The sequence below is a fragment of the Pseudomonas azerbaijanorientalis genome (assembly GCF_019139795.1).
Classification (GTDB): domain Bacteria; phylum Pseudomonadota; class Gammaproteobacteria; order Pseudomonadales; family Pseudomonadaceae; genus Aquipseudomonas; species Aquipseudomonas laurylsulfatiphila.
The window spans coordinates 2,344,308-2,363,551 of sequence record NZ_CP077078.1 but is presented as its reverse complement, the minus strand read 5'-3'; the positions used below and the strand labels follow the sequence as shown (position 1 = coordinate 2,363,551).

Annotated in this window: 10 protein-coding genes, 2 tRNA genes and 3 rRNA genes; 6 read left to right on the top strand and 9 right to left on the bottom strand. The window is 57.7% G+C overall.

The window, feature by feature from the left end; genetic code table 11:
• The first annotated feature begins 180 nt into the window (after window positions 1–180).
• Window positions 181–2,985 (top strand): ATP-binding protein, encoded by a 2,805-nt coding sequence (locus KSS91_RS10385; RefSeq protein ID WP_217837841.1) that lies wholly within the window; start codon window positions 181–183, stop codon window positions 2,983–2,985.
• Here the strand turns inward: KSS91_RS10385 and KSS91_RS10380 are convergent.
• Together KSS91_RS10380 and KSS91_RS10375 are read right to left on the bottom strand one after the other, a co-directional pair.
• Window positions 2,950–4,434: an ATP-binding protein gene (locus KSS91_RS10380; RefSeq protein ID WP_217837840.1), complete on the bottom strand. Its 1,485-nt coding sequence runs from the start codon at window positions 4,432–4,434 to the stop codon at window positions 2,950–2,952. The two genes, KSS91_RS10385 and KSS91_RS10380, sit on opposite strands and share 36 nt — an antisense overlap.
• Window positions 4,435–4,595: 161 nt before the next feature.
• Window positions 4,596–5,546 carry a GlxA family transcriptional regulator gene (locus tag KSS91_RS10375; RefSeq protein ID WP_217837839.1) on the bottom strand — a complete coding sequence of 317 codons (951 nt, stop codon included), beginning with the start codon at window positions 5,544–5,546 and terminating at the stop codon, window positions 4,596–4,598.
• A 306-nt stretch (window positions 5,547–5,852) separates the two neighbouring features.
• Here KSS91_RS10375 and KSS91_RS10370 point away from each other — a divergent pair, with 306 nt between their 5' ends.
• Entirely contained in the window at window positions 5,853–6,575 is a 723-nt protein-coding gene (locus tag KSS91_RS10370; protein ID WP_217837838.1) for a pirin family protein, read from the top strand.
• A gap of 41 nt (window positions 6,576–6,616) precedes the next feature.
• Here the strand turns inward: KSS91_RS10370 and KSS91_RS10365 are convergent, their stop codons facing one another.
• Window positions 6,617–7,681 (bottom strand): AraC family transcriptional regulator, encoded by a 1,065-nt coding sequence (locus KSS91_RS10365; protein WP_217837837.1) that lies wholly within the window; start codon window positions 7,679–7,681, stop codon window positions 6,617–6,619.
• Between the two features lie 162 nt (window positions 7,682–7,843).
• Here KSS91_RS10365 and KSS91_RS10360 point away from each other — a divergent pair, with 162 nt between their 5' ends.
• The 4 genes from KSS91_RS10360 to KSS91_RS10345 all read left to right on the top strand — a co-directional run bounded on the left by KSS91_RS10360 (window position 7,844) and on the right by KSS91_RS10345 (window position 10,923).
• Window positions 7,844–8,695: a 3-hydroxybutyryl-CoA dehydrogenase gene (locus tag KSS91_RS10360; protein WP_217837836.1), complete on the top strand. Its 852-nt coding sequence runs from the start codon at window positions 7,844–7,846 to the stop codon at window positions 8,693–8,695.
• A complete protein-coding gene (locus KSS91_RS10355; protein ID WP_217837835.1) occupies window positions 8,682–9,341 on the top strand; it encodes a TetR/AcrR family transcriptional regulator in 660 nt (219 codons plus the stop codon). The genes KSS91_RS10360 and KSS91_RS10355 overlap by 14 nt, the downstream gene beginning before the upstream one ends.
• 89 nt (window positions 9,342–9,430) lie before the next feature.
• The gene (locus KSS91_RS10350; RefSeq protein WP_217837834.1) at window positions 9,431–9,844 is read left to right on the top strand and encodes a VOC family protein; all 414 of its coding nucleotides are present in this window, start codon (window positions 9,431–9,433) and stop codon (window positions 9,842–9,844) included.
• A 317-nt stretch (window positions 9,845–10,161) separates the two neighbouring features.
• Entirely contained in the window at window positions 10,162–10,923 is a 762-nt protein-coding gene (locus KSS91_RS10345; RefSeq protein ID WP_217837833.1) for a bestrophin-like domain, read from the top strand.
• A 65-nt stretch (window positions 10,924–10,988) separates the two neighbouring features.
• On the opposite strand, the gene rrf is transcribed toward KSS91_RS10345, so the two are convergent.
• The 6 genes from rrf to KSS91_RS10315 form a co-directional block, all read right to left on the bottom strand.
• Window positions 10,989–11,104: ribosomal RNA gene (gene rrf / locus KSS91_RS10340) — 5S ribosomal RNA — on the bottom strand.
• Window positions 11,105–11,270: 166 nt separating this feature from the next.
• Window positions 11,271–14,164, bottom strand: a 23S ribosomal RNA gene (locus KSS91_RS10335).
• A 247-nt stretch (window positions 14,165–14,411) separates the two neighbouring features.
• Window positions 14,412–14,487: transfer RNA gene (locus KSS91_RS10330), tRNA-Ala, on the bottom strand.
• 30 nt (window positions 14,488–14,517) lie between these two features.
• A tRNA-Ile gene (locus KSS91_RS10325) sits at window positions 14,518–14,594 on the bottom strand.
• A gap of 159 nt (window positions 14,595–14,753) precedes the next feature.
• Window positions 14,754–16,290: ribosomal RNA gene (locus KSS91_RS10320) — 16S ribosomal RNA — on the bottom strand.
• Together the 16S, 23S and 5S rRNA genes with 2 tRNA genes alongside form the textbook arrangement of a ribosomal RNA operon.
• 698 nt (window positions 16,291–16,988) lie before the next feature.
• Window positions 16,989–19,193, bottom strand: a complete 2,205-nt coding sequence (locus KSS91_RS10315) for an OsmC domain/YcaO domain-containing protein (RefSeq protein ID WP_217837832.1) — start codon at window positions 19,191–19,193, stop codon at window positions 16,989–16,991.
• Window positions 19,194–19,244: the final 51 nt, after the last annotated feature.

The window sequence follows — 19,244 nt, the reverse complement described above, 5'->3', positions numbered from 1 at the left end:
GCCCCGGCCTGTCCCGCCCATCTGTCGCACCCAATGTTTTCGGGACCGACAGCAGTTGGTCGATACGCTAGAGTCAATGCCTGCCCTTTCAGTCACCGGGGCAGCACATTGCGCTGCGTAAAAAACCTGAGGAATATGCTCGTAAACCGCGAACCAGACGGCTGCAGCAGGAGCGACTCGTTGACCCTTTCCCCCGAACAGGCTGTGCATTTCGGCCCCTACCGGGTCTACCCCGGACAACGCCTGGTGATGGAGGCCGACCAGCCCTTGCGCCTGGGCCGGCGCGCCATGGACATCCTGTTGATCCTGCTGGAACACGCCGGCAACGTGGTCAGCAAGCAGCAATTGATCGCCCGGGTCTGGCCCGACAGCGTGGTCGAAGACATCAACCTGCGGGTGCACATGGCCGCGTTGCGCAAGGCGCTCGGCGACGGTCAGGCCGGTCAGCGCTACATCGTCACCGTGGCCCAGCGCGGGTACAGCTTCGTCGCACCACACTCACGGGAGCAGGTCGAACAACCGTCTGCGCCCATGGCTTGCGCGCCGAGCCGGCATAACCTGCCGATGCGCCGCACACGCATGATCGGCCGGCGGACGCTGGTCGACAATCTGGTGGTGCAACTGCCGCACCAGCGCTTCATCACCCTTGTCGGCCCCGGCGGCATCGGCAAGACCACCGTGGCCTTGCGAGTCGCCGAACAAATGATCGGTCGCTACCGGGACGGCATCCGCCTGCTGGACCTGGCCCCGATCAACTGCCCGCTGATGATCGACGGCCACCTGGCGACGTTGCTCGAACTGGCCCTGCACGATGACGAGCCCCTGAGCGGCCTTGCCGACTGTCTGCGCGACAGGCAAATGCTGTTGGTCATCGACAACTGCGAACACCTGGTCGACGCCATCGCCCAGCTCTGCGAAAACATTCTGCGCAGTGCGCCGCACGTGCACATTCTCGCCACCAGCCGCGAGAGCCTGCGGGCCGAAGGCGAGTTCGTCCAGCGCCTGGCATCACTCGACTGCCCGCCGCCCATCGCCGTCCTCGACCGTGCCCAGGCCATGACCTTTTCCGCCCTGCAACTGTTTGTCGAGCGGGCCATGGCCAGCCATGACAGCTTTGAACTGACGGACGATGAACTGCCGCTGTTGATCGACATCTGCCACCGACTGGACGGCATTCCGCTGGCCATCGAACTGGCGGCGGCGCAAGTGGGCAACTTCGGATTAGCCGGCTTGCTGGCGCAATTGCAAAGCAGTTTCCGGGTGTTGACCCAGCCCTGTCAGACGCCCCCGGCACGCCATCAGACCCTGCGCGCGACACTGGACTGGAGCTTCGAGCTGCTCAACGCCTGCGAAAAGACCTGCCTGCGCCGACTGAGCGTGTTTCGCGGCGGCTTCACCCTGGAGTCCGCAGCGGCGGTGATTGTCGGCGAACACATCGAACCTCGCGAAGTGTTCGGTTCGATCACCCAGCTGGTCGCCAAGTCCCTGTTGAATGTGGAGGTGGGCGATGAGGATGTCTACTACCGTCTGCTCGATACCACCCGCAGCCATGCTTTGGAAAAACTCACGCAAAGCCCCGACCTGCCCGGCACGCGGGTGCGCCATGCCGAGCGTTGCCTGGCGCTGATGCAACAGGCGCAGGACGAATGGGAGAAAACCTCGACCGGCCTGTGGCTCGAGCGCTATGGCCGGACCCTGGAGGACATCCGCGCGGCCCTCGACTGGGGTTTGCACGGGCAAGGGCCGCAGGCGCTGGCGATACGCCTGGCGGCGACGTCCACGCCCCTGTGGCAGGAGCTGTCACTGCTCAAGGAACACGGCGGTTATGTGCGCAAGGCCCTGGCCCTGCTCGAGCAGTCTGCCGAGCCGTGCCCGCGTTTGCAGATGACCCTCAAGCTGGCTCTGGGCAGTGCCTGTTACCACGCTCAAGGCGCGAGCGCCGAAACCGTTGGCGCCTTTGTCAGTGCCAGAACCCTGGCCAGACGACTCAACGATGTGGCCGGTCAACTGCGGGCGATTTCCGGTCACCTGGCGGTCAATCTCAGTTGCGGCCAATACCAGATGGCCCTGCAACAAAGCCGGCAATTCGATCAACTGGGACTGCATGACGACGCCCTGTTATCCCTGAGCACCCATCGATTGCGGGTGCTTGCCCTGCATTTTTCCGGCGACCAGCAACAGGCCGGGGAGCATGCCGAACAGGTACTGCAACGCATGGCCCACAGTGGCCATCTCAACCGTTTCACCCATGGCTTCGGCGTGCAATACGACCAGAGTGTCGCGGCGCTGACCATCCAGGCGCGCATCCTCTGGCTGCGAGGCCAACCGGAACAGGCCTGGCGCGCAGCCCGGCAGGCGCTGGACATCGCGTTGCAGATCAACCACGGCACGTCGATCTGCTACACCCTGGCGCTCGCCGGCTGCCTGATCGCCTACTACAACGGTGACACCCGCAGCGCCCGCGAACTCCTGCGCCTGCTGTTGCAACAGGCACAGAAACACTCAGTCCTGCTGTTCCATACCTGGGCGCAACACTACGCGCAGGTGATCGGCGGCGTCGATGTCGCCCCCGCCACGCAACGAAGTGTCGGATTGATCAAGGACATCATGGTCACGCTGGATTCCACCTGCGTCGATGACGACTTGCTCGAACGTGCGCAAAACGGCGCGTCGGGCTGGAGCACGGCAGAGATTCTACGGGCCAGGGCCGAGACGCTGCTGGCAATGGATTGTCCGGCCAACGCCGCGATGGCTGAAACCTTGTTGCTCAAGGCGCTCGACGTGGCAAGAATCCAGGGCGCCCTGACCTGGGAGCTGCGCAGCGCCACCTCGCTGGCGCAATTGTGGCAGCGACAGGGCCACCATCAACGGGCGCATGCATTGCTGGCGCCGGTCTACCAGCGCTTCACCGAAGGTTTTGCCACGCCGGACCTTAAGGCCGTGCGCCACTTACTCGGTGAGTTGCATTGCCACTTGCCGGCCTGAAAGCCGGGGCGTTTGACTGACGTAACCGGCATAACGCATTTCAAGGGTGCGCAGCTCACCACTGAGTTCGAGCTTTTCCAGGGCGTAGGTGCGGGTGGTGTTGAGGAAGCGGTAACGGATCACCCCGCCGCCCTGCTCCAGGGACAGCAATGATTTGAGCGCGAGGTTGTCCAGCACCTCGATCAGCTCGGCGGCCGGTAACGCGTCGCCGCTGATCGAGCCTATTGCAGCGTCCTGGGTGAAGGCCATCTTGAATACCGCCAAACGCTGCAACACGGATTGCTCCAGCGGACTCAACCGTTCGTAGCTCCAGTCCAGTGCAGCCTTGAGCGTCTGGTGCCGGGGTACGGCCGTGCGGCGGCCCTGGGACAACAACTGAAAACAGTTATCGAGTTGCGCCTGCAACCCCACCAGCGCCAGCGCATCGATTTGCGCCGCCGCCAATTCAATCGCCAGCGGCAGGCCGTCGAGGCGCCGACAGATTTCGCGCACGACCTTGAGGTCTTGTTCGCGCAAGGTGAAGCCTTGCTGACGGGCCCGGGCACGGCTGACGAACAACTGCACCGCCGAATAGCCCATGACCTCGGCAACGCTGCGCAGCGCTGACGCCGGCGGCACCGCCAGCGGTGGCAGACGCAATACGGTTTCGCCCGCGGCCTTGAGTGGCTCGCGGCTGGTGGCGAGGATCGACAATCGCGGCATCGATTGCAGCAAAGTCTCGACCAACGTCTGGCAGCGTTCGAGCAGGTGTTCGCAGTTGTCCAGGACCAACAAGGCATGCCGCTGCGCCAGCGCCTCCAGCGTGATGCCGACCTCCAGCCCAAGGGTTCGCGTGAGATGATCGGTCACTTGCGCCGGGTCATCGATCGCCGCCAGGTCCACCAGCCACACGCCGTGCCGATAGTGTTGCAACAGCAGTTCGGCCACACGCAAGGCCACGGTGGTCTTGCCGATCCCGCAAGGTCCGACCAGGGTCATGAATCGGCGCACCGGTAGCTGCCGCACCAGGCTGCCGACAACCGCATCGCGCCCGGTGATCGACGTGAGCCGCGCCGGCAAGTTGTGCAGGGGCTTTTTCACGGACTGGCTCGGGAACGCTACAGGCTGCGACGCATGCTGTACCGGGGCGACAAAACTGTAGCCGCGCTGGGGAATGTTGACGATGTAGCTCTGACCGTTCTGTCCGTCGCCCAAGGCCCGACGCAGGGCAGCAATGTGCACGCGCAGGTTGATCTCTTCGACCACAGAGCGCGGCCAGACCTGCGCAATCAACTCGTCCTTGCTGACCACCGAGCCTGCGTGTTCGACCAGCACCTGCAACACGTCTAGGGCACGGCCGCCCAGGCGCAGCGGTCGATCGCCCTCCAGCACCAGTCGCTGACTGAGGTGGAAAGCGTAGGGTCCGAATTGCAGCACCGCTTCGTTGCTGACATCTCTGAGGCTGTTCATGGGCAGTCACCCGCAGGAAACCTGATCTGGCACGTGAGTCCATCCAGGCTCCGCACCTTCCTTGCAATGAGTTACCTCGTATCTTGGCAGCCCTCTGTGACGGTACAACCGCCACGGGGGGAGCGTCACGGCCATTGCGGTGCGCGCAACGGACACGCGCGCTAGCTGAACTGCTCGCGGTATTGAGTCGGGGTCAGGCCAAGCTTTTCACTGAACAGAAAACGCATGTGCCGCACGCTGCCGAAGCCGCTTTTGAAGGCCACGGTCTTGAGCGGCAACTCGCTGGTTTCCAGCAGGTTCCTGGCGCAATCGATGCGCGCGCTTTGCAGAAACTCCATCGGCGTCATGTCCACCTCCCGGGCGAACACCCTGGCGAAATGCCGCGGGCTCATATTGGCCAGGCTCGCCATGCGCTCGATGCTGAAGGGCTCGTCGAGGTGCTCGAGCACATGGTTCTGCACGCGGGTAATCGGCGTTTCGTGAGGCGCCACCGCCGCCATCAACGGGCTGAACTGTGCTTGCCCGCCCTGACGCTTCATCACCACCAGCAAGACCTTGGCCACGTCCTGGGCGACTTTTTTCCCGTGGTCTTGCGCCACCACCGACAACGCCAGGTCGATCCCGGCGGTGACACCACCGGAGGTGATCAGGTTGCGGTCCTGGACAAAGATCTGGTCGGTCTCGACGGTCGCCTTCGGAAAACCCTTGATCAGCCGCTCGGTGTAGTGCCAGTGGGTGGTGACGCGATAGCCGTCGAGCAAACCCGCATGCCCCAACACGAACGCTCCGGTGCAGATCGAGCCGTAACCGGCGGACCGGCTGACGTTGTGCCTGAACCACTCGAGCAACGGCGGATGCTTTTCGTTGTAGGCACCGGGACCACCGGGCACCAGCAGCAAATCAAAACCTTCGCAGGCCTGATCGATGTGCCGGTCGGCCTGCACGCTCACGCCATTGGACGCCCGCAATGCGCCGGGCTCGGTGCCGATGGTCGACAGCACATAGTGATCGTCGGGTTTCAGATAACGATTGGCGATGGAAAACACTTCCATGGGCCCGGCCATATCGAGCAGGAGAAAGTCGGGAAACAACACCATTGCCACGGTTTTCATGGATTGGAATTCACTGGATTAATTGAGTCGGTACACATCCCTTGTGGGAGCGGGCTTGCTCGCGAATGCGGAGGATCAGTCAACATCCATGCTGACTGATCCTCCGCATTCGCGAGCAAGCCCGCTCCCACAAAAGACATGCCATTCATCAGGGCCGAATATCGAAACAGAATAGCTGGTTTGCGCTCATAAACTGTCAACCCTAACGAGACAGTATTTCAATTTACACCTACTTATTGAATCAGATGGTAAACATTAACCTTCTCCTCACTCGGACGAATTCACGTCCCCACAGGAGATTTCATCATGCTGACTCTTCGCAAAGCCTCGGATCGTGGTCTGGCCAATCACGGCTGGTTGAAGTCGTTCCACACCTTTTCCTTCGCCAACTACCGCAATCCGAAAGAGCAGGGTTTTTCCGACCTGTTGGTGATCAACGACGACCGCGTCGCCGCCGGCAAAGGCTTCGGCCAGCACCCGCACCGCGACATGGAGATCTTCTCCTATGTGCTTGAAGGTGCTCTGGAACACAAGGACACCCTGGGCACCGGGTCGGTGATCCGCCCCGGCGATGTGCAACTGATGAGCGCTGGCAGCGGCGTGGCCCACAGTGAGTTCAACCACTCCAGCACACGGCCGGTGCACTTTCTGCAGATCTGGATCGTGCCCGACGTCAGCGGCGCCAAACCGCGCTATCAGCAGGAGCACTTCAGCCCCCGGAAAAAACGCGGGCGCCTGCAACTGATCATCTCGCCGGACGGCGCCAAGGGTTCGCTGAAGGTGCGTCAGGATGCACGGGTGTATGCCGGCCTGATCGACGGCAAGGAAAGCGCCACCCTGGAGCTGGCCGCCAACCGTTATGCCTACGCGCACGTGGCCCGGGGCAGCGTCGAACTTAATGGCGTGTTGTTGCAGGAAGGCGACGGTGTGCGGGTCCGTGATGAACAGGCGCTGACCTTGAGCAACGGCGTGGACGCTGAAGTATTGGTCTTCGACCTGCGCCCGCAGGAACTGCCGGAAATGCCATGACGGATCCCTGTGGGAGCGGGCTTGCTCGCGAAGGCGGAGTGTCAGACGACATCACTGTTGAATGACCTGTCGCTTTCGCGAGCAGGCTCGCTCCCACAGTCCCCCTGATAACGGGCCCGATAGCGCCCCGGACTCTCCCCGGTCCACTTCTTGAACGCCCGATGGAAGGCGCTGGGCTCCTGGAAGCCCAGTTGCTCGGCGATATCGCTGATGCTCGCGTCGCTCTGACGCAATTGTTCAAAGGCCACACCGCGGCGTACTTCGTCCTTGATCTCCTGATAGGAACAGCCTTCACGCTCCAGTTTGCGGCGGAAGGTGCTGGGGCTCAGGTGCTGTTCCAGGGCAAAGGCCTGCAACGTCGGCCATTGACTGTAGTGACTGCCACGCAAGCGCTGATGAACCTGCGAGGCCAGGCCATGCTGGTTACGGAAGCGGATCACCAGCCATTGCGGTGCGGTGCGCAAAAACACTTTCAGCGACGCCAGGTCCTGAACCACCGGCAGGCGCAGGTAATGGCTGGCAAATTCGATTTCAGTGCGCTCGGCACCGAAGGTCAGGTTGGGCCCCCAAAGCAGGCGGTCGTCACTCAGCGACAGGCGCGAATGGCGGAAGTCCGCACGGTCAATGGGAATGCGCCGCCCACCCAGCCAGCACAGCAGACTGATCATCAACACCAGGAAGGTTTCTTCACCAAACCGGCTGGCATCATTGTCCTCCGAACGGGTTTGCAGGCTGATGACCGCACGCTTGCCCCGCACGGCCAGCGAGCCACGAAAGTCGCGCAGGAACAGCCCGAAGTTGGCCAGGCACTGACGCATGGCCTTGTGCAGATCGGGCTCCTGAATCAGGGCGCGGCAAATCAGGGCGAAACTGCCCGGCGGCATGCCATGGGAATCTAGCCCGAAAAACTCGTCGTCGAGCTCGCGGATCTGAATCAGCCACAACGCCGCAAACGCATTGGCCGGCACCCGCGCCGTGGGTTGTTGCATGACCGCCGGATCAATGCCCGCCTGTTCGAGCACGGCCGTCACGCGCTGCGGATCGTCCCTCAGCCCATGGATCATGGCCTGCACGAAATAGGCGGCAACCGAGTCCTTTTCCCGCATTGGTTCGCTTCTCTCTCATCACTCGAATGGCAAAAAACATCAGTGCCGTTGAACAGTTTTGGCATAGGACAACCGCCCTGCCGGCTCTAGACTCGCGGCAATAGTACGCCTTCGGTCGCATTCGCGGCCAAGGTATCGCAGGGTTTGATCGAAGGACGGAAAATGAATCTGCAAAACATCGGTGTAATCGGCGCAGGCACCATGGGCAACGGCATCGCACAAGTCTGTGCCATGGCCGGTTTCAACGTGACCCTGCTCGACATCTCTGAAAGCGCGTTGCAAAAAGCCGTCGCGACGGTCGGGAAAAATCTTGACCGGCAGATCGCCAAGCAAACCCTGACGCCAGAGCAGAAACAGGCCACCCTCGACAAAATCCGCACCAGCACCGATTACAGCGTCCTGCGTGACGCGCAACTGGTCATCGAAGCGGCCACTGAGAATCTCGACCTGAAACTGCGTGTGCTGCAACAGATCGCCGCGCAAGTCGGCAGCGAATGCGTCATCGCCTCCAATACCTCGTCGCTGTCGATCACCCAACTGGCCGCCAGTGTCAGCCAGCCAGAGCGCTTCATCGGCCTGCATTTCTTCAACCCGGTGCCGGTGATGGGCCTGATCGAAGTCATCCGTGGCCTGCAAACCAGTGACGCGACCCACCAATTGGCGCTGGACATGGCGACCACCCTCGGCAAAACCGCGATCACCGCCGGCAACCGTCCGGGCTTCGTGGTCAACCGGATCCTGGTGCCGATGATCAACGAGGCGATCCTGGTGTTCCAGGAAGGCCTGGCCAGCGCCGAAGACATCGACGCCGGCATGCGCCTGGGCTGCAACCAGCCTATCGGCCCGCTGGCCCTCGCGGACCTGATTGGCCTGGATACCCTGTTGTCGATCCTCGAAGCTTTCTATGACGGATTCAACGACAGCAAATATCGCCCGGCGCCGTTGCTCAAGGAAATGGTCGCTGCCGGTTACCTGGGGCGCAAGACGGGGCGCGGCTTCCATGCCTATGCCTGAGCGTTGCTCGCGCTTTGCCGAGTACCGGGACAAGGTCCTGGAGCTGTTTGCCTGCAAGGGGTTCGGCCAGGTCGGCATGCGTGAGCTCGCGACGTGCCTGGGGCTCTCTCCAGGCTCGCTGTACCACCATTACCCCAGCAAACAGCATCTGCTGCTGGACCTGATCGAGGAGTTCTACGAGGAACTGCTGGCCACTCTGGGGCGCATCCAGCAAAAAACGCCCGGCAAACGCGACAAACTCAACAGCCTGATCCGCGCCCATCTGAATCTGCACCGGGAGATGCCTTGGCATTTCCGTCTGGTGGAGCGCGACAGCGGTTGCCTGAACGAAGAGCAGCAGGCTCGGGTTCAACAATTGCGCGAGCAATACGAACGCACGTTGCTGAAGATGCTGGGCGCGAAGTCCCGCTTCAGCGAGCAAGGCCTGCTGGCCGCCGGGCATGCCATTGGCGCGCTGCTCAACAGTGCCCCCAGTTGGCTGACGCCCCATGTGCTGGACGAGCAGGAACGTGAGGAGCTGCTGGAAAGCATGGTTAGCGGCGCCATCGAACGTGTGCTGGCGCCGCGGCGTGTGCCGGAGGCGATAAGCCTCGCCCGGCCTATGGAAAAAACATCTAAAGAAACACAAGCTCCGACAAGGATTTAGCGCTTTGCTTGTCGGCTCGACACAATCGGAATTCGCCGAAAAAACCGGCGTCCAAACCGATGTATGCACTCGAGCACCTGGAGCCGAACATGAAAATCAATCCCTACCTTATCTTCAACGGCGACTGCAAAGCCGCCTTCACGTTCTACGCGAAGTGCCTGCAAGGCCAGATCGAAGCCATGTTGACCTTTGGTGAAACCCCTGCCGGTGAACACTTCCCCAAGGATCTGCACAACCTGATCATCCATACCCGCCTGATCGTGGGCGATCAGGCGATCATGGGGTCGGACACCACACCGGATCGCCCCGTCGATAAAATGAGTGCCTGCTCGATTTCACTCAACGTCGACAGCATTGCCCAGGCCGAGCGGGTGTTCAATGCACTGGCGGACGGTGGCACTGTGCAAATGCCCCTGGAGACCACGTTCTGGGCGTCGCGCTTCGGCATGCTCGTCGACCGTTTTGGTGTGTCGTGGATGGTCAATTGCGAAAAGGATCAGTGAACGGCCTTTATCAATCGACAGAAATGAAGGCACAAGAAAGCCCAGCCTGAAACGGTTGGGCTTTCTGGCAACTCCCGGCCTGTCTGCTACCGTCAACTTGCCACATCGATAGCTGCGAACCAGAGGAGCAAACCCACTATGCCAGCCCATGACCTGTCCTGGCCCACCCGTTTCAAACTCTTGCTCCTGGAGCCTATGCCAACGGAGCGCTGTGGGCTCGCGACGTGACGACCATCGAGGGACGCAGACTCAAAGGCATCGTGATCAAGTACCGGTAGATTTCTCCCCGCGGAAGGCAGCGTCAACGGAGATTGAATTTGAATGACCTGGTGATCGCCCTCATCGTTTTCGCCTGCCTGTCCGCCAGCGCACTGCTGGGTTCGTACGTGAGGGAGCGGTTACCGAGCCATCATCTGAGCGATGACTCCGTAGCGGTGTTGAAGCTGGCCACCGGCCTCATCGCAACGATGTCGGCGCTAGTCCTCGGCCTGCTCGTTTCCTCAGCCAAAAACACCTTCGATACGGCCAATGCCGAGCTGGAGGGCGCGGCGGCGAAAGTGATTCAATTCGACCGTTTGCTGGCCCGCTATGGCCCCGATACCCAGAGCATCCGTACCGAGCTCAAGCACAACTACGCCGAAATCACCCAAGTGCTCGCGACCCGCGATCGCCGTCAGATTGCAAAACTCGACAGCCCCGAAGTGATCCGTCGTTCCGAAGGCCTGCAACGCCAGGTTGAGTCACTGACGCCTGGCAACGATGATCAGCGCTCACTCAAAGCCAAGGCATTGCAAGACATGGACGCCGTGTTTGCTGCCCGCTGGCTGACCCTGTTGCAGTCCAATCAATCGATTCCACCGGTGATGCTGGTGATTCTGGTGACGTGGCTGGGGATTATCTTCGGCTCGTTCGGGCTGTTTGCACCACGCAACGGGACCATTGTCGTCGTCTTGCTGATGTGTGCCCTGTCGACGGGGGCAACCATCTTGCTGGTGGAGGAACTCAATCGACCGCTTGATGGTTTTATCTGTGTGTCGCTGCAAGCGCTGGAGCACACACTGGAGCGGTTGGGGCAGTAGTTTGAATTTGCTGCGGACAAAAACAAAACCCCAACTGCTTTCGCAATTGGGGTTTCGGAATTTAATCTTGACGATGACCTACTCTCACATGGGGAAACCCCACACTACCATCGGCGATGCATCGTTTCACTTCTGAGTTCGGGATGGGATCAGGTGGTTCCAACGCTCTATGGTCGTCAAGAAATTCGGGTACTGAGTCGTGACCAGTTGGCCTCGCTTCAGCAAATTGGGTATGTGATAGCTTCGGTGTTTTGTGAGTCTTTCGAACTTTCGGTTCGTTTCGTCTTCACACACCGCAATCTGGTTGCTCTGGATTAGAGAGCCGACGCAAATTGCTTGGGTGTTATATGGTCAAGCCTCACGGGCAATTAGTATTGGTTAGCTCAACGCCTCACAGCGCTTACACACCCAACCTATCAACGTCGTAGTCTTCGACGGCCCTTCAGGGGACTCAAGGTCCCAGTGAGATCTCATCTTGAGGCAAGTTTCCCGCTTAGATGCTTTCAGCGGTTATCTTTTCCGAACATAGCTACCCGGCAATGCCACTGGCGTGACAACCGGAACACCAGAGGTTCGTCCACTCCGGTCCTCTCGTACTAGGAGCAGCCCCTCTCAAATCTCAAACGTCCACGGCAGATAGGGACCGAACTGTCTCACGACGTTCTAAACCCAGCTCGCGTACCACTTTAAATGGCGAACAGCCATACCCTTGGGACCGGCTTCAGCCCCAGGATGTGATGAGCCGACATCGAGGTGCCAAACACCGCCGTCGATATGAACTCTTGGGCGGTATCAGCCTGTTATCCCCGGAGTACCTTTTATCCGTTGAGCGATGGCCCTTCCATACAGAACCACCGGATCACTAAGACCTACTTTCGTACCTGCTCGACGTGTCTGTCTCGCAGTCAAGCGCGCTTTTGCCTTTATACTCTACGACCGATTTCCGACCGGTCTGAGCGCACCTTCGTACTCCTCCGTTACTCTTTAGGAGGAGACCGCCCCAGTCAAACTACCCACCATACACTGTCCTCGATCCGGATAACGGACCTGAGTTAGAACCTCAAAGTTGCCAGGGTGGTATTTCAAGGATGGCTCCACGCGAACTGGCGTCCACGCTTCAAAGCCTCCCACCTATCCTACACAAGCAAATTCAAAGTCCAGTGCAAAGCTATAGTAAAGGTTCACGGGGTCTTTCCGTCTAGCCGCGGATACACTGCATCTTCACAGCGATTTCAATTTCACTGAGTCTCGGGTGGAGACAGCGCCGCCATCGTTACGCCATTCGTGCAGGTCGGAACTTACCCGACAAGGAATTTCGCTACCTTAGGACCGTTATAGTTACGGCCGCCGTTTACCGGGGCTTCGATCAAGAGCTTCGCGTTAGCTAACCCCATCAATTAACCTTCCGGCACCGGGCAGGCGTCACACCCTATACGTCCACTTTCGTGTTTGCAGAGTGCTGTGTTTTTAATAAACAGTCGCAGCGGCCTGGTATCTTCGACCGGCGTGGGCTTACGGAGCAAGTCCTTCACCCTCACCGGCGCACCTTCTCCCGAAGTTACGGTGCCATTTTGCCTAGTTCCTTCACCCGAGTTCTCTCAAGCGCCTTGGTATTCTCTACCCAACCACCTGTGTCGGTTTGGGGTACGGTTCCTGGTTATCTGAAGCTTAGAAGCTTTTCTTGGAAGCATGGCATCAACCACTTCGTCACCCAAAGGGTAACTCGTCATCAGCTCTCGGCCTTAAGATCCCGGATTTACCTAAGATCTCAGCCTACCACCTTAAACTTGGACAACCAACGCCAAGCTGGCCTAGCCTTCTCCGTCCCTCCATCGCAATAACCAGAAGTACAGGAATATTAACCTGTTTTCCATCGACTACGCTTTTCAGCCTCGCCTTAGGGACCGACTAACCCTGCGTCGATTAACGTTGCGCAGGAAACCTTGGTCTTTCGGCGTGGGTGTTTTTCACACCCATTGTCGTTACTCATGTCAGCATTCGCACTTCTGATACCTCCAGCAAGCTTCTCAACTCACCTTCACAGGCTTACAGAACGCTCCTCTACCGCATCACCCGAAGGTGATACCCGTAGCTTCGGTGTATGGTTTGAGCCCCGTTACATCTTCCGCGCAGGCCGACTCGACTAGTGAGCTATTACGCTTTCTTTAAAGGGTGGCTGCTTCTAAGCCAACCTCCTAGCTGTCTAAGCCTTCCCACATCGTTTCCCACTTAACCATAACTTTGGGACCTTAGCTGACGGTCTGGGTTGTTTCCCTTTTCACGACGGACGTTAGCACCCGCCGTGTGTCTCCCATGCTCGGCACTTGTAGGTATTCGGAGTTTGCATCGGTTTGGTAAGTCGGGATGACCCCCTAGCCGAAACAGTGCTCTACCCCCTACAGTGATACATGAGGCGCTACCTAAATAGCTTTCGAGGAGAACCAGCTATCTCCGAGCTTGATTAGCCTTTCACTCCGATCCACAGGTCATCCGCTAACTTTTCAACGGTAGTCGGTTCGGTCCTCCAGTCAGTGTTACCTAACCTTCAACCTGCCCATGGATAGATCGCCCGGTTTCGGGTCTATTCCCAGCGACTAGACGCCCTATTAAGACTCGCTTTCGCTACGCCTCCCCTATTCGGTTAAGCTCGCCACTGAAAATAAGTCGCTGACCCATTATACAAAAGGTACGCAGTCACCTAACAAAGTAGGCTCCCACTGCTTGTACGCATACGGTTTCAGGATCTATTTCACTCCCCTCTCCGGGGTTCTTTTCGCCTTTCCCTCACGGTACTAGTTCACTATCGGTCAGTCAGTAGTATTTAGCCTTGGAGGATGGTCCCCCCATATTCAGACAAAGTTTCTCGTGCTCCGTCCTACTCGATTTCATGACTAAGAGATTTTCGCGTACAGGGCTATCACCCACTATGGCCGCACTTTCCAGAGCGTTCCGCTAATCTCAAAGCCACTTAAGGGCTAGTCCCCGTTCGCTCGCCACTACTAAGGGAATCTCGGTTGATTTCTTTTCCTCAGGGTACTTAGATGTTTCAGTTCCCCTGGTTCGCCTCTTGCACCTATGTATTCAGTACAAGATAACCATCTTATGATGGCTGGGTTCCCCCATTCAGACATCTCCGGATCAAAGTCTGTTTGCCGACTCCCCGAAGCTTTTCGCAGGCTACCACGTCTTTCATCGCCTCTGACTGCCAAGGCATCCACCGTATGCGCTTCTTCACTTGACCATATAACCCCAAGCAATCTGGTTATACTATGAAGACGACATTCGCCGAAAATTCGAATTTCTCAACTAAGAGAACTCACAAATTTTACCTTAGCCTGATCCGTTACCAGTGAAAGTAACGTTCAGTCTATCTTTCTATCACATACCCAAATTTTTAAAGAACGAACTAGTCAAAGACTAGAAATCAACATTCACCATCGAACCGATGGAATGCTCATTTCTAAGCTTTATACAATCAGAAGCAGTAGTGGTGGAGCCAAACGGGATCGAACCGTTGACCTCCTGCGTGCAAGGCAGGCGCTCTCCCAGCTGAGCTATGGCCCCGTATTTCTACAGGCGTTTCCCACACAAAATTGGTGGGTCTGGGCAGATTCGAACTGCCGACCTCACCCTTATCAGGGGTGCGCTCTAACCAACTGAGCTACAGACCCAATTTCGAGCTGCTAAGGCCGACCTCACCCTGCTCTTAACCACAGAGCATTGGGTGCGCTCTAACCAACTAAGCTACAACCCCAAGGCTGCTTCTTATCGTCTTCTTCAATGAATCAAGCAATTCGTGTGGGAACTTATGGAGCAGCTGAGTCGTCGATTAAGGAGGTGATCCAGCCGCAGGTTCCCCTACGGCTACCTTGTTACGACTTCACCCCAGTCATGAATCACACCGTGGTAACCGTCCTCCCGAAGGTTAGACTAGCTACTTCTGGTGCAACCCACTCCCATGGTGTGACGGGCGGTGTGTACAAGGCCCGGGAACGTATTCACCGCGACATTCTGATTCGCGATTACTAGCGATTCCGACTTCACGCAGTCGAGTTGCAGACTGCGATCCGGACTACGATCGGTTTTGTGGGATTAGCTCCACCTCGCGGCTTGGCAACCCTCTGTACCGACCATTGTAGCACGTGTGTAGCCCAGGCCGTAAGGGCCATGATGACTTGACGTCATCCCCACCTTCCTCCGGTTTGTCACCGGCAGTCTCCTTAGAGTGCCCACCATAACGTGCTGGTAACTAAGGACAAGGGTTGCGCTCGTTACGGGACTTAACCCAACATCTCACGACACGAGCTGACGACAGCCATGCAGCACCTGTCTCAATGTTCCCGAAGGCACCAATCCATCTCTGGAAAGTTCATTGGATGTCAAGGCCTGGTAAGGTTCTTCGCGTTGCTTCGAATTAAACCACATGCTCCACCGCTTGTGCGGGCCCCCGTCAATTCATTTGAGTTTTAACCTTGCGGCCGTACTCCCCAGGCGGTCAACTTAATGCGTTAGCTGCGCCACTAAGAGCTCAAGGCTCCCAACGGCTAGTTGACATCGTTTACGGCGTGGACTACCAGGGTATCTAATCCTGTTTGCTCCCCACGCTTTCGCACCTCAGTGTCAGTATCAGTCCAGGTGGTCGCCTTCGCCACTGGTGTTCCTTCCTATATCTACGCATTTCACCGCTACACAGGAAATTCCACCACCCTCTACCATACTCTAGCTTGTCAGTTTTGAATGCAGTTCCCAGGTTGAGCCCGGGGCTTTCACATCCAACTTAACAAACCACCTACGCGCGCTTTACGCCCAGTAATTCCGATTAACGCTTGCACCCTCTGTATTACCGCGGCTGCTGGCACAGAGTTAGCCGGTGCTTATTCTGTCGGTAACGTCAAAACACTAACGTATTAGGTTAATGCCCTTCCTCCCAACTTAAAGTGCTTTACAATCCGAAGACCTTCTTCACACACGCGGCATGGCTGGATCAGGCTTTCGCCCATTGTCCAATATTCCCCACTGCTGCCTCCCGTAGGAGTCTGGACCGTGTCTCAGTTCCAGTGTGACTGATCATCCTCTCAGACCAGTTACGGATCGTCGCCTTGGTGAGCCATTACCTCACCAACTAGCTAATCCGACCTAGGCTCATCTGATAGCGCAAGGCCCGAAGGTCCCCTGCTTTCTCCCGTAGGACGTATGCGGTATTAGCGTTCCTTTCGAAACGTTGTCCCCCACTACCAGGCAGATTCCTAGGCATTACTCACCCGTCCGCCGCTGAATCAGAGAGCAAGCTCTCTTCATCCGCTCGACTTGCATGTGTTAGGCCTGCCGCCAGCGTTCAATCTGAGCCATGATCAAACTCTTCAGTTCAAACATCTTTGGGTTTTGAGAAAACCCTAAACTTGGCTCAGCAATCGTTGGTTACATCTTTGATTTCTCGCGGAGTAACTTGTGATGCTGATAATCTGTTGACTAGCAGTCTGACCCCACAAGCACCCACACGAATTGCTTGATTCAGTTGTTAAAGAGCGGTTGGTTAAGATCTTTCGTCTCAACCGAGGCGCGCATTCTACAGCAGCCTCATTTACTGTCAAGTGATTTTTTAAGAAGTTCCCAAGGAATCCTTAACAACTTCAACCACTTGCGCCTTCGATCTCTCGTCAGCGGGAGGCGAATTCTACAGCGTTACTCGCTGCTGTCAACACCTCTTTTTCAACTTCCTTTATGCTTCGATGACCTGAAGCAACCTGCTGCCGAAAACTGCGTAACTCTTTGTTTATCAAGGAGTTTTCCGTTTCGACTGCGCCGGAAGTGGGGCGAATTATAGACATCTGAAATCTGCCGTCAAGCACTGATTCAGGTTTTCTATCAATAACTTACAGAAGGCGCTAAAACGCCCCGAAGGAAGCCTGAAAGGAGTGGAAAAATGCGCCCTCTATATAGAAGAGCTTCCTCAACGCCAGCCGCTGCCCAGGTCATGGCCGAATAGCGAGCCCCCCCGCACACGGAAAATTGTGCTGGCCACCAAAAAACAAAAAAGCACCCAAGGTGCTTTTTTGTCAGCGCTTTCAGCTGAATAACGTCGCCACTCCGGCCCGCGCCGTATGTAGCTTCTTATAGCTGTCGATCAGACGAAGGTGCCTGTCGAGGCCTTCCAGTTTCATGCTCGTCGGTGTCAGGCCATAGAAACGTACGCTGCCATCGACCGACCCTATCGCCGCATCCATCCGCTCGTCACCGAACATCCGGCGGAAGTTGACCTCGTAGTCGCTCAGTTCCAGATCATCGTCCAGCTGCATTTCCAGCACGACGTTCACCGCTTGATAAAACAGGCCGCGTTCGACGGTGTTGTCGTTGTACTGCAAGAAGGCTTCCACCAGATCCTTGGCCTGATCAAACTTCTGCAAGGCAAGATAAATCAGCAGCCTCAGCTCCAGGATCGTCAGCTTGCCCCAGGGCGTGTTGTCGTCGAATTCGATGCCGATCAAGGTGGTGATGTCGGTGTAATCATCCAGCTCGCTGCTTTCCAACCCCTGGGCCAGCGTTCTCAGGCCGACTTTGCTCAGGCTGTGCAGATTCAGGATGTCGGCGCGGAACTGCAGCGCCTTGTTGGTGTTATCCCAGATCAAATCTTCCACCGGATAAATTTCCGAGTAATCCGGCACCAGAATGCGGCAGGCCTTGGCGCCGATATGCTCATAGACCGCCATGTACACTTCTTTGCCCATGTCTTCGAGAATGCCGAACAGGGTCGCGGCCTCTTCGGCATTGGAGTTTTCGCCTTGACCGGAGAAATCCCACTCAACGAATTCGAAATCCGGCTTGGCACTGAAGAAGCGCCACGAGACCACACCGCTGGAGTCGATAAAGTGCTCGACGAAGTTATTCGGTTCAGTCACCGCCTGCCCTTCGAAAGTCGGCTGCGGCAGATCGTTCAGGCCTTCGAAACTGCGACCCTGCAGCAGTTCCGTCAGGCTGCGTTCCAGCGCCACTTCCAGGCTTGGGTGCGCACCGAACGAGGCAAATACGCCACCGGTACGCGGGTTCATCAAGGTGACGCACATCACCGGGAACTCCCCGCCCAGCGACGCATCCTTGACCAGCACCGGGAAGCCCTGCTCTTCCAGGGCCTGGATACCGGCCAGGATGCCCGGGTATTTCGCCAATACTTCCTGCGGCACATCCGGCAGGGCCATTTCGCCTTCGAGGATTTCGCGTTTGACCGCGCGCTCGAAGATCTCCGACAGGCACTGCACCTGGGCTTCGGCCAGCGTGTTGCCGGCGCTCATGCCATTGCTCAGGAACAGGTTTTCAATCAGGTTGGACGGGAAGTACACCACCTCATTGTCCGACTGGCGCACGAACGGTAGCGAACATATGCCGCGCTGGGTGTTGCCGGAGTTGGTGTCGTACAGATGCGAACCACGCAACTCACCTTCCCGGTCGTAAACCTTCAGGCAGTACTCGTCGAGGATTTCAGTCGGCAGTTCGTCCTTCGGGCCCGGCTTGAACCAGCGCTCGTCCGGGTAATGCACAAACGCTGCGTTGGCGATGTCCTCTCCCCAGAACTGATCGTTATAGAAGAAGTTGCAGTTGAGCCGCTCGATAAACTCGCCCAGCGCCGACGCCAGCGCGCCTTCCTTGGTCGCGCCTTTGCCATTGGTAAAACACATCGGCGAGTGCGCATCGCGAATGTGCAGCGACCATACATTGGGAACGATATTGCGCCACGAAGCGATTTCAATCTTCATGCCCAGGTCGGCCAGGATGCCCGACATGTTGGCGATGGTTTGCTCCAGCGGCAGGTCCTTGCCCACAATGTAAGTGCCCGCCTCGGAGGTCGAGTGCGGCATCAGCAGCGCCTGGGCATCGGCGTCGAGGCTTTCGACCTCTTCAATCACGAACTCGGGCCCGGTTTGCACCACCTTCTTTACCGTGCAGCGGTCAATGGAGCGCAAGATCCCCTGGCGGTCCTTGGCGGAGATGTCTGCCGGCAATTCGACCTGAATCTTGAAAATCTGGTTGTAGCGGTTTTCCGGGTCAACGATGTTGTTCTGCGACAGGCGGATATTTTCGGTGGGGATATTGCGAGTCTCGCAATACAACTTCACGAAGTACGCCGCACACAACGCCGACGAAGCCAGGAAATAATCGAACGGCCCCGGCGCCGAGCCATCACCCTTGTAGCGAATGGGTTGATCGGCGATCACCGTGAAGTCGTCGAACTTGGCCTCAAGTCGAAGGTTGTCGAGAAAGTTGACCTTGATTTCCATGTGCGATTACCAGAATAACGAGCTAAACGATTTGGCCGCCATTATCCGGTT

Bases quoted from the DNA above. Each gene is read 5' to 3' on its own strand.
- KSS91_RS10380 (WP_217837840.1), bottom strand. From the start codon at position 4,434: ATGAACAGCCTCAGAGATGTCAGCAACGAAGCGGTGCTGCAATTCGGA.
- KSS91_RS10375 (WP_217837839.1), bottom strand. From the start codon at position 5,546: ATGAAAACCGTGGCAATGGTGTTGTTTCCCGACTTTCTCCTGCTCGAT.
- KSS91_RS10370 (WP_217837838.1), top strand. From the start codon at position 5,853: ATGCTGACTCTTCGCAAAGCCTCGGATCGTGGTCTGGCCAATCACGGC.
- KSS91_RS10365 (WP_217837837.1), bottom strand. From the start codon at position 7,681: ATGCGGGAAAAGGACTCGGTTGCCGCCTATTTCGTGCAGGCCATGATC.
- KSS91_RS10360 (WP_217837836.1), top strand. From the start codon at position 7,844: ATGAATCTGCAAAACATCGGTGTAATCGGCGCAGGCACCATGGGCAAC.
- KSS91_RS10355 (WP_217837835.1), top strand. From the start codon at position 8,682: ATGCCTATGCCTGAGCGTTGCTCGCGCTTTGCCGAGTACCGGGACAAG.
- KSS91_RS10350 (WP_217837834.1), top strand. From the start codon at position 9,431: ATGAAAATCAATCCCTACCTTATCTTCAACGGCGACTGCAAAGCCGCC.
- KSS91_RS10315 (WP_217837832.1), bottom strand. From the start codon at position 19,193: ATGGAAATCAAGGTCAACTTTCTCGACAACCTTCGACTTGAGGCCAAG.